Origin of the sequence: Halobacillus halophilus DSM 2266, from assembly GCF_000284515.1 — a bacterium.
GTDB lineage: Bacteria > Bacillota > Bacilli > Bacillales > Halobacillaceae > Halobacillus > Halobacillus halophilus.
The window spans coordinates 653,588-669,057 of sequence record NC_017668.1 but is presented as its reverse complement, the minus strand read 5'-3'; the positions used below and the strand labels follow the sequence as shown (position 1 = coordinate 669,057).

The 15,470-nt window shown below is 37.0% G+C and carries 17 protein-coding genes; 2 read left to right on the top strand and 15 right to left on the bottom strand.

Annotated elements, in window-relative coordinates; genetic code table 11:
- Nucleotides 1-194: 194 nt before the first annotated feature.
- Nucleotides 195-536, bottom strand: a complete 342-nt coding sequence (locus HBHAL_RS20690; RefSeq protein WP_014641929.1) for a YolD-like family protein — start codon at nt 534-536, stop codon at nt 195-197.
- Nucleotides 529-762, bottom strand: a complete 234-nt coding sequence (locus tag HBHAL_RS03350) for a hypothetical protein (protein WP_014641928.1) — start codon at nt 760-762, stop codon at nt 529-531. Before HBHAL_RS03350 ends, HBHAL_RS20690 begins: the two co-directional genes overlap by 8 nt.
- Before the next feature lie 135 nt (nt 763-897).
- Here HBHAL_RS03350 and HBHAL_RS03345 point away from each other — a divergent pair, with 135 nt between their 5' ends.
- Together HBHAL_RS03345 and HBHAL_RS21685 are read left to right on the top strand one after the other, a co-directional pair.
- Nucleotides 898-1,116: a hypothetical protein gene (locus HBHAL_RS03345; protein ID WP_014641927.1), complete on the top strand. Its 219-nt coding sequence runs from the start codon at nt 898-900 to the stop codon at nt 1,114-1,116.
- Between the two features lie 44 nt (nt 1,117-1,160).
- Entirely contained in the window at nt 1,161-1,334 is a 174-nt protein-coding gene (locus tag HBHAL_RS21685) for a hypothetical protein (RefSeq protein WP_014641926.1), read from the top strand.
- A gap of 528 nt (nt 1,335-1,862) precedes the next feature.
- Here the strand turns inward: HBHAL_RS21685 and HBHAL_RS03340 are convergent.
- The 13 genes from HBHAL_RS03340 to HBHAL_RS03280 form a co-directional block, all read right to left on the bottom strand.
- On the bottom strand, nt 1,863-3,566 hold the full coding sequence (locus tag HBHAL_RS03340; protein ID WP_158512340.1) for a hypothetical protein: 1,704 nt from the start codon (nt 3,564-3,566) through the stop codon (nt 1,863-1,865).
- Between the two features lie 432 nt (nt 3,567-3,998).
- The gene (locus HBHAL_RS03335) at nt 3,999-5,438 is read right to left on the bottom strand and encodes a D-tyrosyl-tRNA deacylase (RefSeq protein ID WP_014641924.1); all 1,440 of its coding nucleotides are present in this window, start codon (nt 5,436-5,438) and stop codon (nt 3,999-4,001) included.
- An 87-nt stretch (nt 5,439-5,525) separates the two neighbouring features.
- The gene (locus tag HBHAL_RS03330; protein WP_014641923.1) at nt 5,526-6,008 is read right to left on the bottom strand and encodes a hypothetical protein; all 483 of its coding nucleotides are present in this window, start codon (nt 6,006-6,008) and stop codon (nt 5,526-5,528) included.
- A gap of 109 nt (nt 6,009-6,117) precedes the next feature.
- Nucleotides 6,118-7,023 (bottom strand): toprim domain-containing protein, encoded by a 906-nt coding sequence (locus tag HBHAL_RS03325; protein ID WP_014641922.1) that lies wholly within the window; start codon nt 7,021-7,023, stop codon nt 6,118-6,120.
- Nucleotides 7,024-7,082: 59 nt separating this feature from the next.
- Complete coding sequence (locus HBHAL_RS03320) at nt 7,083-8,576, bottom strand: ImmA/IrrE family metallo-endopeptidase (RefSeq protein ID WP_014641921.1); 1,494 nt, start codon at nt 8,574-8,576, stop codon at nt 7,083-7,085.
- Complete coding sequence (locus HBHAL_RS03315; RefSeq protein ID WP_223254254.1) at nt 8,563-8,916, bottom strand: hypothetical protein; 354 nt, start codon at nt 8,914-8,916, stop codon at nt 8,563-8,565. Before HBHAL_RS03315 ends, HBHAL_RS03320 begins: the two co-directional genes overlap by 14 nt.
- Nucleotides 8,900-9,313 (bottom strand): hypothetical protein, encoded by a 414-nt coding sequence (locus tag HBHAL_RS03310; protein ID WP_014641919.1) that lies wholly within the window; start codon nt 9,311-9,313, stop codon nt 8,900-8,902. Before HBHAL_RS03310 ends, HBHAL_RS03315 begins: the two co-directional genes overlap by 17 nt.
- 9 nt (nt 9,314-9,322) lie before the next feature.
- A complete protein-coding gene (mobP2, locus tag HBHAL_RS03305) occupies nt 9,323-10,486 on the bottom strand; it encodes a MobP2 family relaxase (protein WP_014641918.1) in 1,164 nt (387 codons plus the stop codon).
- Nucleotides 10,483-10,740 (bottom strand): hypothetical protein, encoded by a 258-nt coding sequence (locus HBHAL_RS03300; protein WP_014641917.1) that lies wholly within the window; start codon nt 10,738-10,740, stop codon nt 10,483-10,485. Before HBHAL_RS03300 ends, mobP2 begins: the two co-directional genes overlap by 4 nt.
- Before the next feature lie 250 nt (nt 10,741-10,990).
- Complete coding sequence (locus HBHAL_RS03295; protein WP_014641916.1) at nt 10,991-11,854, bottom strand: coiled-coil domain-containing protein; 864 nt, start codon at nt 11,852-11,854, stop codon at nt 10,991-10,993.
- Complete coding sequence (locus tag HBHAL_RS03290) at nt 11,851-12,429, bottom strand: hypothetical protein (protein ID WP_014641915.1); 579 nt, start codon at nt 12,427-12,429, stop codon at nt 11,851-11,853. The genes HBHAL_RS03295 and HBHAL_RS03290 overlap by 4 nt, the downstream gene beginning before the upstream one ends.
- A gap of 15 nt (nt 12,430-12,444) precedes the next feature.
- Nucleotides 12,445-13,545 (bottom strand): lysozyme family protein, encoded by a 1,101-nt coding sequence (locus HBHAL_RS03285; protein ID WP_014641914.1) that lies wholly within the window; start codon nt 13,543-13,545, stop codon nt 12,445-12,447.
- Between the two features lie 2 nt (nt 13,546-13,547).
- Nucleotides 13,548-15,470: a VirB4 family type IV secretion system protein gene (locus HBHAL_RS03280; RefSeq protein ID WP_014641913.1), complete on the bottom strand. Its 1,923-nt coding sequence runs from the start codon at nt 15,468-15,470 to the stop codon at nt 13,548-13,550.

The window sequence follows — 15,470 nt, the reverse complement described above, 5'->3', positions numbered from 1 at the left end:
AGAATTAAACTCTAAATATTCCTCTTCCTTCCAAAAATCCACAACTGGGCTTAAATTAAATTGTGATTAATTCTGACAAAGTCGATAACACCTTAGATATATTTATGAAAATTTGCTAATGAAGGCTATTTTCGCAAACCAAGTGACGGCCCGCCAAAAATAGCCCCACCTTGATGGTGAGGCAAAAGTATGCGCTATATAAATTCCACACTGAAAATTTCTGCAAAAGGAATGGATTTATTCAATTGATTTTCTATGTCTAAGCAACGAATGTTTCTAGTACCTGGATCTAGCCCAAGAACTTTAAATTTATTGCAGCTGTAATTATAGCCGTTATGGTATTTAAGCACGATTGGTAGGCTATCACTTTTTGCTCGTTGCAACGCAAAATCAATTTCTTCCAACTGCTGTTCATCAAGAATGGCTTTCTCCACTTGCTCATCTTCTTTCCAGAGCAACTGGAGGGCCTCAACATGCTCCGGCAACATTAGCGACGTCCACTTTATGGTTCCACGATCTCGGTTACGACTATCCATGTGCTACTCCCTCCATATTTTTCTTAAACTTATAAGGAAATAACGATAGAATGTTTTCAAGCTTGAAGGTGCGTACCTTCCTTCGAACAAGACAAAAAGCCAGAATAGAATCCTTACGTACCTCCAAAATACGTACTACCCCCTGTGACATGTCTCCATTTGAAGAGATATAAACCATCTCAAGTCTTTGTTTACTTATAACTGCCCGGTCCATAATTCCATTCATGTTAATCCCTCCTAAAATATTATACGAACATTTGTTCTCATTATACCATCACCAAAAAATAATTAAACATTTTTTCTAAAAAGGTGACACCAAAAACTAATTAAATAACGATAATAAAGTAAAGGAGTGATTTAAATGAAGGAATTAAAACAACAAATTAGGCAATGGGAATCAGAATTGAAGAAGCACGAATTGGATCTGGAGGTGCTACAGGTTTTCGATAACTTGAGCAAGTACCTTATCAACCAGAAGAAGTGCATTAATGAACTGGGAGATATGCTGGATAATTCTCAGCAAGCTTATGTAGATTTAAGGAGAGAGTTAGTTATGGAAGGCTATAATCTAAGGTACTAAAAGAGAACAAATACTTTCATTCTGAAGATAAATGAGGTGATAATATGGAACCTATGGTCAAGCAATTGTTAGCTTGGTCTGATGAGTTAAAGCAATATAATGTAGAGTCTGGGGTAGATGATGTCATTACTTCTATGATCAAATATATCTATGGTCAGCAGAAGAAAATCATGGATCTTGAAAAAAATTTAGAGTTAGAGAATGAAATAAAACATTAAGAATCCTCACAGTACGCAAAATAACTTTCTAATAAAAAACCCCACCTTTGACGGAAGGTGGGGCTCATACCTCGCATGAAAAATAATAAAACTATGCAAGGATTTAATTATTATACCATCCTTTTTATTCTTTCTAAAACATTCATTCAAATCTTAAAATTGCTTTTATGATCATTTGTTGATAGTTCTAAGTTTGCCTTAATTAGATCCATACACCTTAGTACTCTTCTAAATGAATTTGATCTGAAAAATTTGCCATTAGATTGGAACACTTAGGACATCAAAGAATTATAACTCTCTCTGGAATTTCGAACTCAAAATAAGGCTTGAGGACAACTTACATTCACATTATGCCGCCCATGGTTTCACCAAGGTAAATAAAGAACAATAAAGTCTAAGATATTACGAAAAAGCTATGTCAAATGGGCTGAGCAAAATTAAAATTAAATAAGGATATAGACATAAATGTGTAATGGTATGTCAAAATGTATGTCAATGATAACAGAATTTTAAAAGGTGGATTTTAGTTTATTTTCTAATTTTTATCTGTGCTCCAAAACCTTCTATATCTTCTGTTACTAATTTACTCTTAAAGTAGTTGGACAATAGTGGTGTGAATTGCTCTTCTAATTGTTTGGCTGCCACTGTAGTCCTTCTTTTCTTTTTCCTTAAATTCTTTGCTTCAATCACTCGTATATTTTCTGCGTTATGCTTAGGAGTGAGGATTAAACCATCTAGTTCACATACAGATTTCTTGTCATTATTTATAAACCTAATAGACCCTAAGTAAACTATCATCAGCCCTTTATAAGATATTGATTTCAAACTAGCTTTAACAGTTTCTAATTCATGTATAGCGTCTTTTTCGTGAGGACTGTTTGACTTATAATACTCAATATATTCATCAACCTTATTTATTGTCTTTTTACATCCGTTTTCAATAATAAAGGGAGAGGAATTTTTAATATAATCAAATTCACAAAAATAATCTTCGGTTAACAAGTTCCTAAAGAAATATGTAATCATTTTCTTCATTACCACTTCTTCAAGTCTACCATTGCTAACTTCCTCAAAAGAGTACTTGCGATACAACAAATAATCTTCCAGTGCTATACGAATTATTTTTAAACACTCTTTTATTTGCTTTGAGTGCTCTAATTTTTTATTAATTGAATATACTGTTCTATATTTTGAAAAACTAGGAGAAAAATTAAATGCAACATAACATTCTTTTCCTAACTTTTTGCTTACAGCTAACTCTTTCTGAAAAACATCTTCGGGGAAATACTCTCTATGCTTTATAAAATAAGTAATGCTTAAATTCCTATCTTTATCCCATGGTATTTCTTCATCTGAGATTTTGAAGTCTTCATAAAAAGGTGAGGCAGTTTCCCCAGAAATTAACATTTTTATCTTAGAAATTGCTTTATTATCTTGGTTATTATCGAGATGAATCTGCAATTTTGTGTTTATATCCATACTTCTATAAGTACCCATTAATAAAGTGTTGTTTTCTAGATATAGTGTGTCTTCTAATAGATCATTAACCCTATCAAAAGCTCCCATTAAACCAGAACTATATTTACTTAATTCATCAACAAACAACTTTTCGTTGAACAACACATTCTGAAGACTAATTGAAATGGGTATATGAGAATAATGACTATCCAAAACCACGTACGATACTTTTCTAATTTTATAATATATATCTAGCCATTTATCGGTCTTATTGGATAGAATTTTATTGACGACTTCTTCACATATAATTCTATAATCATCTAAATTTTCAGTCCTAGATAAAATAAACAATGTATTTATCCATTGTATTTTATAGGAATTACCACTAGATAGCAGTTTATTTAATAGGTTTTTACCGTTACTTTTCAGACCCTTTTTTAAACAATTCCTTAAATCATATTTGTTTGTAAAAAGATAATGAAACCACACCTTGTTACTTGAAAATGTATCTTTAAAATGACCCAAATTTCCAAACAAAACTATCAATTCTAAGATTTCAGCTCCTGTTATCTTTCTCTCATAAGATAATTCTGGATTCCCTAGGGATGAGAAATTAAATCTTGATCCTAGTCCCCACTCACTGTTATTTTTTATAAAATTGATTAACATAAATTGTAACAACACATACTCGTACCTAGTATAATGTGCTCCGCTATGAATGTATTTTATTGCTCCTAGTTGATTAATATCCTTTAATTTATGTTCTATTTTCAATTTACTATCGCAATACAATTCATTAACAAATGGATAAATTACAGGAGTGACCACTCCTATACCATTGATGTTGTATTCTAGATTAGTACATTCCCCTTTTATGTTGAACTCTCCCTTTCCTCACATTCTTTAATGACCCTAATTATTATATATTTCCCACATCGTTTATTTGTAATAACATCTTTTGAATATCCATATATTCAACAACTATTAATTAGCGAACAGACACCCAATTTAAATAGCTTGGGCAATAGAAGTTCGTACTAGACTATAACCATGGTTTGCAGCCTGCCTCAGCACAGAAAGGATTAAAATCACATTTGGAAGATTCTTTAAACACTAATTAACTGTTAAATCGATAATTAATGAATTGAAATTACCGATTAACTAATAACGAATAAAAATTTTCCCTATTCACTTCTACAAAGCAATTCAACGAAAGATCCCCCAAAATTTATTCTTTTTGTTTTCTATTTGTTCTTTTCCAATGATGAGCATTGATAATTTCCCTAACATATTCGTAAGTTCATTCTCAAATTCAATTGTTTGATCATCAGTATTAGTGTAAGCATGAATTAACTCGTGGATAAGAGTTCCAGCAAATCCTTCTAAATTACGCAATTGTTTTCGATTTATTAGAATCTTTTTCTCACTCTCAATCCACAAACCCGAAGCCTCCGAACCCTTATAATCATCTGGCCGCATTTTATTCGATACAAGAATTTCCTCTACTCTTCCTTCATTTTTGGGGAACCACTTAATGATAATGTCTTTATAAGAAAAAACTTCCCTCTCGTTTTGACTCAATTCAGTCTCTTTTACCAAATCGAATTTAAAATTCTCATTCCACTCGGTAACATACTTATCTAAATTTACCATCTCATTCCCTTTTATATCTTTAGTATTTCGTAGTTTACCAGATAAATTCTCCGGGATTGTTACAATTCTTCGTCCTTCATCTTGGGCGTAACTTACATATTTACTCTTCGAATTCATCATATCAACTGACGTCAAAAAAAGAACTTCTTCTTTGTCATTTAAAATTCTACAAGCATGGAGCTGCACATCAACCCATTGAAGTTCATCATGCGCTTCTCCTTTTTGAACTCTTTCAAGATCTTCCACAAGCATTTTTGCAAATTTAGAACTTGATGAGTCCAAAAGAATTGATTTCATTCGATCAGAATATGCACTTCTCCCAACATTCGTTCTTTCTCTGTTTAAGGAGCGAAGAAGTTTTTTCGTGGGGGATGTAATATTGTAGGAGAACAATAAATTTTCTTCTACAGCTACACACAGCCCATTCACATAAACTTTGGATTCCTGTGCGTTCTTATTAATTAGCTGACCATAATTGTTTTCTTCTAAGACAGTTTCCCCCGAATACATTAGGAAGAAGCTTTTAGCTTCATAAATCTCTTCTGATGTAATTCCTTTAAATATAAATTCTGTTCCTACCATATTAGGATTGGTTGGTTCTTTTACAATAGCGTGTAAAGTGATAACGTCATCAAATCCACTTTTCGACATTTTCTCGATGGATATATCACTATACTTAGATTGAATAAGAATACCAACACCTCTACGATTAAAAGTTGCCATGGCGTCTTTTAAACCCACACCGAATTTTCCAATTACCTTTTTTGAATTCTCTAGTTTTTCTTTATTCTCATTCTGAGTAAAGTGTTCATACCTTAATCCTCGTCCAAAGTCTTTAATGTGCCAATTACCCTCTAAATCAGGAAAGATTTCCGGCTCTTTTGTGTTTGTTAATGATGTTTCATCTAGGGCATTAGCAATTATCTCCCTCAATGCATGGGGAGTCTCCCAGTGATCCAACACTTCTTCAATATTTAGATCGAATTTTTTCAAACTGTACCCTCCTCTAACCTTGAATTTCTTCTATTTAAAACCAAAATTAATTGACATGCCTTAACCACAATTAATTTTGGAAGTTCTTTAGTAAGAGCGGAAGTATACATTTATAATTCTCTTTATTTTATTTTGCTGATAATTATAATCAGTAGTTTCTTTCATTTGGTTGTATAAGTCTATTTTCACTCTTTCAATCCCATTTTCATTTCTTTCATTTAAATAGATTTTAAGAAGATTTTCTTTGTTTGAGGATATCTTAGTACCCAATTCTAATAATAACTCATAAGCTTTTTTAGCAAGCTCAATGTTTCCTGTTTGATATTGTTCGTCAGCAAATTCTCTGAGTAATTGATCTAATTCATGGTATTTGTTTTGAGCTATTAGATTCTCGATATTAACCTCTGTATTCCCATAGGGAGAAATAATTTTTGTACCTTCAAAGTTCTTAAGTTGTTTAGACATAGTTGATCTTGGAATAAAAGATAAGTCATACGGTAAATAATCACTTTTATCAAACTTATCGATTTTTAAATTATCTTTCTCGTTTCTTTTAAAAGGTTTCCCCACGTTAGTTTCTCCTTTATTAATTGGTAAGTAAATTTTACCATAAAATTACATTAGAAATTAAGCTCCCCCTAATTTTCTTAACCACGAACGATAATAAAAGTCTAATTGTCTACCTTTCCATCTCTAATTCCTTCTGTTTTCTAACCTCAACATTCCAGTCTTTACTAGTAGGTAAATTTATTCTAGATACTTGCTTACTCATTAGACAAACATACTTATTTGCAAACTCCCGTCCAGCCTTATCATTATCCGTACAGAAAGTTATCTGATTCACCGTATGATCTTCCTTGCCCATCCGTTTAATTTCATCAATCATCGTCTGGCGCTTAAGCCCTGACATGGAAACTAACCGAGTGTTTTGCAGCTTGTTTTTCTTAATACTCCAATAAGACAGTGCATCAATCGGGCTCTCAAAAAGGTAAATGGAATTGGGTTTACCTATATCAACTGAGAATCCAGCCGAACCATGACTGTTTTTATCAATGCCTTTAAACACTCGCCCATCTTTCATTAGAGAAGTGCCTTGTCGGTCTGCTCCCACGACCTCTCCCTGCTGCTTCCACTTAAAAACCACATTCCCAAGCTTGTCTTGTGCAATTAAATCTTTATTTTCAAGCCAATGAACAATCTTGGGATGAATTTTCCGTTCATTCGTAAGATAATCTTTAGCCTTTGTCCTATCATTCACTTCATAATGAAAAGGATATTGATAAGGTTCCTTAGGCCTTTGCTCTTGGGAATTGTCTTTCACTTTATAACCTTGTTCATTCAAATCGAGAACAGCTTCAGGAAAGCTCATGCCATAAAACATTTTAGCGAAGTTAATGACTCCAGCTCCTTTTTCATCTCGAGAGTTCCAGGCATACATTTGGTCTTTAATCACTAGGCTGTCATGGACTTGATGTCGGTAATATCGTCCCTCTTTCTTCAATGGCTCCCCTTTACGCTCAAGATAGTCTATGAGATCCACATTACGAGCAACCTCCACTTGTTCCGCGCTTACATGTTTGGCCATGCAGCACTTCCTCCTCTCTAAATTTAGATATAAAAAAAGACAGGGAGAAAACTCCCTGTCTATCGTTCAACCTCTATTTTTTCTTTTTGCTTTTCCTTCTGTTGAAATGCCTCCTTATCCCCTTTTCCATTCTTCATTTCCGAAGTGGTGCTTTCTTTTTCTTTCTCTTCATTGAACTCTCGGTCCAGCTTACTTTCGATTTGAGATAGTCGCTGCTCACCACGATCCGTTAATGGAAGTTCCTTTAATTCTTGAAGAGATTCTTTCTTAAGTTGGTACACCTCTTCCTTACTGTGAGTATCTTGAAAAGCACGCATCTGATTTAGACGTTCTTGCCGGTCATTGTTTTCTTCTTTATCTAATTCTTTTCCTACGGTTGGTTCAATAAAGTTCATGAGCTCCTTTTTATAAGCTTGTTTGAAATCTTGATCAGAATATTCCTCTTCAGCCATTTCATCCTTACTAAACGGCCCGCTATCCTTATTAACCTTACTCACTTGGCTTCGGTACATATCCCGAAGCTTTTCTGAAGGTAGTATCGCTCTTTCTTGTTTCTCCTCTTCCATTTCATGTTTTTGTTCTTTAACACTCATATCTTTCTCCCCTTCCTTTTCTTGGCCCATGCATTCTTCTATGGTCGTAATAAATTCTTTAGCTGTTGACTGAACTTCTTGTAACAGGCTTTCATGGTCCTTAAATTCATGATCCTTAGTCCAGTTGTGTAGATAATCCAAAGAGTAGTCACTGGTATCTATATTGAAATAAGAAGCAACGGTATAAGCTGTCATTTCCGCCTGAAATTCTTTCTCCGGTTTGGTGTAGTCATTCATATTTTCCTTTGTGTGAAGCTTGGCATGAGTCAGTTCATGTAACAGAGTCTTTGTATCTTGTCGCTCAGAGTTACGCGGATTAAGAGCGACTTCATTTCGCCCGGTGTAACTAACTCCTTTAGCTGCCCCCAACTCTTCATAAGGCTCTACAATCTGAATATTGTTTTTATCAGCTATAGCCTCCATTCCTTGTCGAAGCTGAGTGTAGTTTTCAACCTCCCCATCAATCCATTTGTTAGGAAAGATTTGAGGTAGATCTTTTTGAGTGGCTGTTGTCTGGGAAACATCGAACACACTTCCAGTAGAATAAACAAGACGGCCATCTCGTTTATCGAGTTGACCGTCTTTGACTTGTTGCTTTTCTTTTTTCGTTGCATATTTCAAAGGTTTCCATTCGCCTTCTTCATCTTGAAACTGCTTGCCTAACCGATTGGGCACGAGAACCTTTAGACTTTTCTCCCCTTTGTTTACAGAGAACCCTTTATCTTTCCAGAAGGCGTAAGAACCTACAGCTTCTGCTCCTGGAAACTGTGAATCAATTAATGCCGTATTACGTGGGGAATACCGGTGAAACTTCCCCATAAAGTCTAGATACTCTTTCATTTGTTCAGGAGAATGAAAGTGGTTTGAAATACTTTTTTCCATTCCCTCTGTCAGTCGATTAATCTCCTCTTTGACTTTTTCAGGTGACTTCTGTTTATAGGATGGTTTATTCTTCGTCATGATCCTCAGCTCCCTCACTGATGTTCATGAGTTCTTCCATCTCTTCCTCATCGTAATTGGGTTCTGTATTTAATATCAGTTCCTTTGTTTTTCTATGAAAAGGAATGAGTAGATTCTCTTGATTCATCAAATGCTGTTCCAGATCCTCCATTTCTTCATCATTCAACTTTAAGAAGTATTCCTCACTTCCCACGTCCATCACGAGCTCATTATTTTCACTTAATCGCTTAAATACACCCACCTCATAATTGCTATTAAACATAAGCATTCCTTCCACTCCTTTGTTGGATAATTCCTCATGAATACCATTAGCTTGATGCTGGTTAAGTTTCTCCGGCACTTATTCTCTTCTGACGCTGATGACTGATTCTTTCTTCTACCGCTTGTTTCGCATCCTTCATCGCTTGGCTCTCAAAGATCGGTGTCGTAACACAGCTTTCTAAGTTTTGATCCATCGCAAAACCATTCATTAATTCAAGGAGTACCTGCGTATTTTTATCGCTTCGATTGGCCGCTAACCGCAGTCTTTTCATCTCTTCAGAAAACACTTCTTGAAAACGTTGAGCCATTAAACTCATTACATATTCCTGAGAGTTGTCCTTCGATTTTTGCGTTTCCCACTCATCAATCATTCGATCTAAGGCTTCACCAGGATAACGAATATGATACTGTTCCTGATACTCTTTAATTAACGCTATCGTTTCTTCATGAAGCGTAACATTTTGCCGCCTTCCCATTTATATATCCTACCCTTCTCTTTCGATTTTTCGTTCCAACTTCTGATGATCCAAGTCATTGATAAACTGATCATACGTTTGTCCCATCGAACGTTGAATGCTTCTCAAGGAACGTTGTAATTGAATCCCTGAAGGCATGGACTTATAAGGTTGCTTTATATTGGAAGTTTGTCTAGGATCCTGCTGGTAATCGTACCGTTTCATTTCTTGTAAGAAGGCATTGCCCATTCGTTTATAGAGATCATCCAACTTGTTTTGTTTATAGTGTTGATATCGCTTCTTATCCTTAGGTCCATCCCCATAGGCACGCTTTAATTCGTTCACTTCTTGATCCAATTTATTATGGAGCTGCTTCATTTCTTTGCCATGATATTTATCTAAATATCTTGTCGTTAGTTCATCAATCTTTGGTCGAAGAGGATTCAGCGTTTGATAGCCATAGTGCCACTGTCGCTTATCCTTAGGTAAGTGATTATACACGTCGAGGAACAAAGGTTTCATTTCTCTATTGCTCCATTTCATTCTGCTATTCTTTTTCTTCGTATTCACTATATGGTCACGGATCAACGAGTTAATTTGACTTCGTTCCTGCGTTCGATCTAACAATCTATTCACGACTTCACTTTTCATCGCGTCTAGCGTTTTCGGCTTCCGCTTTCCACGTTCACGAGTCGGGTTTGGTTCGACTGTGGCCACATGAATATGAATGTTATCCGTATTAAAGTGAATGGCTGCCGACCAAACAGCACTCTCTTGTAATCCCTCTTTTTTCATCATGGCCTGCATGGATTTTCTTGTTACTTGCTTCAAAGCATCTTCATCTAAAGTGTGGGTCTTTGAATCATAAACCCCTCGTTTTTGTAGCCAATCATTATCAAATGTAATGACGTCCTGCCACATGATACTGTTCTTCTTTTGAGCTTGTTCGAATAATGATTTGATTCCCTGTTTTCCTTCTATAGATAAGTGATCTGACTTTTGAGTAAATAAAGCCGATGTTTTATCCGGATCGTCCATATAGTGATTATATAAATTAAACATGGACCGATGAGCTTCCCCCTTTCCTTTCGCTTCTTCACGGTCCACGTATTGCACATAATCTTGGAACCCTTTCTTATTCGCTGTTACGAATTTTGTTTTTAACACCACTCCAGGCGTTATAGTTTCACTCATGCTTCTTCACCTGGTTCTTCAATCTGCAAGAGATCGTTCATTTCTCGAATCGCTGTATAACAATGAGCCATCGTTTGAATGTTTCGATCGACTAATTGCTGGAGTCTTTGTTCACGATGGTTCTCTTCTCGAAAGACAGCTAATTGATGCAATTGCGCATGTAAAAACTCTTGCCGACTTAATCCTTTTTCTTCCGCAAGTTCGTCAATTCGCTGAACGGTTTTCGGATCCATATACCGGATTCTAACTTCCATTACAGTCACTCCTTTTGATGAAGTTCCTAAAACTAGTGAATAAAGAGAAGAGCATAAGGGGTTTTTGTTCCCACTTGGCGTGTGAATCCCGGCAGAGCCGGGCAAAACGAGGGAACAAGAAAACCTCCAGATGTGCGGTCGCTGTGAGGCTAAAACAGGAACGTTCATTCGTGTATTTGCGGTGATGTGTGGTCCCTGCACAGGAGATGTGTAGTCCCTGTGTTGATGCTTTCTCTTCTATAAACTGATCTTAACTCTCCATCATCTCTCGTTTTTCTTTCAGCATCTTGATCTTTTCTTGTAGCGTTTGTATCGTTGTTTCGTGTTCAGTAGTTTCTCTTTGAAATCGATCAACTTCATTCTCCAATTGATCAATACGTGCTGTGGTTTTCTCTTTCTCTTCTTCTGTTTCATACATTTGTTGAGACTCTAACTCGACCATTTCCTGATTCATTTTTTTTAATTGTTCATCGATTTTTTGAATTTGCTTTTCCTTATCTACAACCTCTTGCTGTGCTTGTTTAATGTCTTGAGATATAGCAGCCACTTCATATTCTTGCTCCGTTTGTAGGCTCAATGTCTGGTCTTGTTGTACCTCTCGTTGATCGGTATAGATCCGTGCTAACTCCTCTTTTTCCTCACCTCCTTTCAGGGAAGCTTGTCCTTCAGTCTCCGGAGCAAAGTGTTCGTTTTTTTCCTTCGCAATATCTAATGCCATGACATCAAAGGAAGGACTTACCTGTTGGATACTAACCACATACCGTTGATCATCGTGATACTCGACATGGGTTGGAAGTTCACGATTAGGATGTTCTTTCTCTTGAGCCACAAAGCTCAACGTATCGTTTAAAATGGACGTCGATTTATTCACTTTCAATGTAACGATCATTAGATTCTTCGAAGGGTTATAGGTCCATTCCTCAACCACTAAGTCTCCTGCACCTCGTAAATGTAGGGGTTCATCCAAAGGGGTTTGTTGGATTTCAGAGTGATCTTCATCTCCAAATAAAAATCCGGAAAATAAGAAAAAAAGAAACGCCACAGCCATGGCGCTTAATCCAATTAAATATTTTTTTGTGGTTCCTTCTGCTAAGACATTGGTTGGTTTTTTCATTCATTTCTCTCCTCCCTGAAGTCTTGAAAGTCTGTTATAATCCATTGATCTTTCTGCCGTTGAACGTTCATTTCTATGAAGACAGGAGACACTTGGTTTTGATCATTTTTTAAAGAGTGAAGGGTGTGCTCCAGCCTTACAATGACTTGGACATGATTACTGGCAAGGTTGCCGGTTTTAATAAATACTTCGACGTCATCTACACTCGTTTCCGTTTCCCCTTTATACACATTGGTAGGAAAGAAGGTGTTTACTAACTCGTCACTCATAATATTTTTAGCTCTCTTTTTTCGGTCCTGATACATTTCTTTGTTTTGCACAAAGGCCGTTTCTATAAAAGCAGAAACTTGGCCTTCTAAAGCTTTTTTGTGCTTCTGAATCTCAGCTGGATCTTCTTCCTTTAGCGTGTGTTTTAATTCATTTTTCTCTTCTAAAGCTTGCTGCTTTTCTACTTCAAGACTTCTAATTTCAGCCTGCATGTCGTCCTTGGAAGAAGTACCTGCAACGTACACATTAAATACGGTTGTTGCTACTAAAGAGAACAAAAGCAAACCAAAAAGGAGTCGATTATTCATTGAATATCCCCCTTCTTATAGACCTAGATAAGGTGCTGGATCCACGTCAGATCCATATCGGTTTTTGGTCATCACTTCAAAGTGTAAGTGGGGACCGGTTGAATTTCCTGTCGATCCACATTTGCCAATTTCAGATCCTTTTTGAAGAACGTCCCCGTTCTGTACACTTATCGCATACAAATGAGCGTAATGACTATAAAGTCCCTCTTCATGTTTCACGAGAACATTATTTCCGTAACCAGATTGTTTTCTTTCCACCTCTACAACTTGGCCATGATCTACGCTTTGGATGGGAGTAACTGCATTGGTACATGCAAAGTCTATGCCTCGATGCATAGTGGATGTTCCATCGAATGGATCCGACCGCATCCCGTAATCTGATGTCTGGGTAAGGGATTCTGAAATAGGCATAACCCACTCTCCCGTTGGCTCAATATCCGATTCAACTACACCGCCTTTTAGGTAACCCAAAACAGCTTCTACATAGCCGATATCTCCGTAGCAAGCTCCAGTTTCTGCGGACTCCGGACGTATACATGAGTACATGCCCGTATGCTTCAATTCCTGATATTTCATCTGTGAAAATTCAATCGCTAACTCTTTGCTGTATTCTCCATCGTTGTTAGTGTTAGCATAGTCAATAAAGCCTCCTCCAAAGTTATACGCTTGGAGGGTAAGCTTCACATCTCCTCCAGCTTTCTCTAACATGTTTGCAAAATAGCGAATTCCTACTTTAATACTTCGTTCTGGATCTTCAATGGTATTCGGTGGTAGACCAAGAGATTCACTGGCCTGCATTACGTCGTTAAGACGTCCACCTGACTCCTGCATCGTTTTGGCTAACAAGAGTTCAACATAATCGGAAACTCCGTACTCGGCTGCATACTCTTCAAATAAGGGACGGTAATTTTCAAGTTCAGCAGAGACTTGAGCTGTTCCATTTACGGCATCAACCGATTGAACATCTTCACTAGAATCGCTCTTCTCAAATCCAATTAAGGTCGTAATGGCTGAAGCAAATAAGACCATTTGAAGCACAAAAAGCACACCTACTATCCCTATTAACCACAGCCACACTTTCCGAGGTACTAGTCCTAGTAGAAGGGACCAAGACATCCTTATGCACCCCCTCCGAACAAATCTAATTCTTCATCAGACACTTCTACCTTAAAGCGAATATTCTCCACTGCCCGAATGCTTAGCATTGTCTCTCCTGTTTGAAGGTAAGGGATATCTTGAAGCTCACTTTGACTCAGCTGTCCGGTAAATATTTGCTGCATCATCTCTAGGTTGTTACTATCCTGCTGCATGATGATTTTGTACTGCGTGAGTTCAAATAATTTCTTAATTTCTTCCACCATACTTTGATCCGAACCCTCCGGCACAAAGTCACGAATGGTATGACTGGCGTAAAGCAATGCCCCAAAATATTTTCGTGCCTCCCGACTAAACTTGGTAAGGAAGTCTAACGCACTTTCGCTTTTCTTTTTTGTGTTGATGATGTGATGAGCTTCATCCATTAAGATGAGATAACGAACTGCATCTTCAAACGCGAGTTCCCCTCGATCATACGCATCGAACTGTGGAGCTCCATTCGTCAGCATCGAATCCCAAAGGAGATTTAATACGTTAAACAGTTGGGCTTGAAAAACCTCGGCTCGCATTTGAGATAGCCCACGCAACGTAAAGGTAACCACTTGTTGGGCATCAAAGTGTTCAATTGTTGAAGCTCCATTAAACAAGTGAGCGTAAGTTTCAACGATATTACGAATGTTCAATTCAATACTTTCCAGCCGCCGTTTTCTCTCCTGGCTCACTTTCTCCCATTGCTTTCCTTCCTCGATATTTTCATAGAGTTGATTTTCAATAAACGCCAGGAAATCTGTAAATATAGGATAATCATTCACCGATCGTTTCGTAATGTTTGAGTCTTCCTCATCTCTCCAAAGCCCTGTCTTTTCATAAAGTTTCCTTAATAAATTCTCGTACTCTTTTAATTCACTATCTGTAGCTTCTGGAGCTAAGAACTTATAAAACGTGGTCAACTTCGATAAATGCTGGGTAAAGGACGTGTACTCACCTTCAGCAGTTCGATAGACCTGTAAGGGATTAATGACACCATCCGATCCATCTAAGGCAATTTGTTTTCCTCCTAGAGCTTCCGTTAATTCGGCAAATTCCCCTGTCACGTCAAACGTTCGAACTTTATATCCTTTGATCGCATTATCCAGCATGATTTTCTTGAGTGTAGTAGATTTCCCTGCCCCCATCGCTCCGACCATGACCCCGTTATAACTTTTTCGCTGCTTATCCCGATGAAATAAATCAAAAACTACATTCCCTCCGGTTAACGTGGTGCCGTAAAAAGTGCCATAAGGATCATTAAGACTCGTAAAATGAAAAGGAAAACCACCAGCTAAGCCTAATGCTGGAATCGGCTGCCCTTCCCGTTTATTCTGATAAGTGGATTGTTCTGTATAATTCGATAGAAGGGATTGCCATTCATACTCCTGTTCATTTAAGAAAATGGACCCTCGGAAATTTTCATCTTGTAAGTTGGACAATACTGCTTTCACTTTATCCTCTAATTCAGCTTTTGTAGGGGCACTGACGTAATGGCGAAGATGGACACGCTTAACGATTTCGCCCTCTTCTGATACTTGGTTATAAAGCTCTCGTAAATCATCGTAATTATTTTGTGCCTCGATAATCCCTGCATTATCTTTCTCGTTGATGATACGGGAACTTTGTTCGGCCATCCCTTTATTTAATCCATCACGTACTTTGTAACGATCGTCTGATACGACATCCATAGTGGTAATCACATTTTCCATATTAAAAATCGGTTCTAACCAGAAATCAGACACGTTCTTCGGGAAGGAATAAACATGGACACAAGCTTCAAAACCATCCCCTTTGCGAATATAAGATTCTTGAAAGTGAATGCCTCCTTGTGGTTGTACATGAGCTAATAAGTAGGGATTGTATCCACGAGACATGGTTTCCTCTTCATCGTTTCTTTTTTTAAGGAATGAAAACAA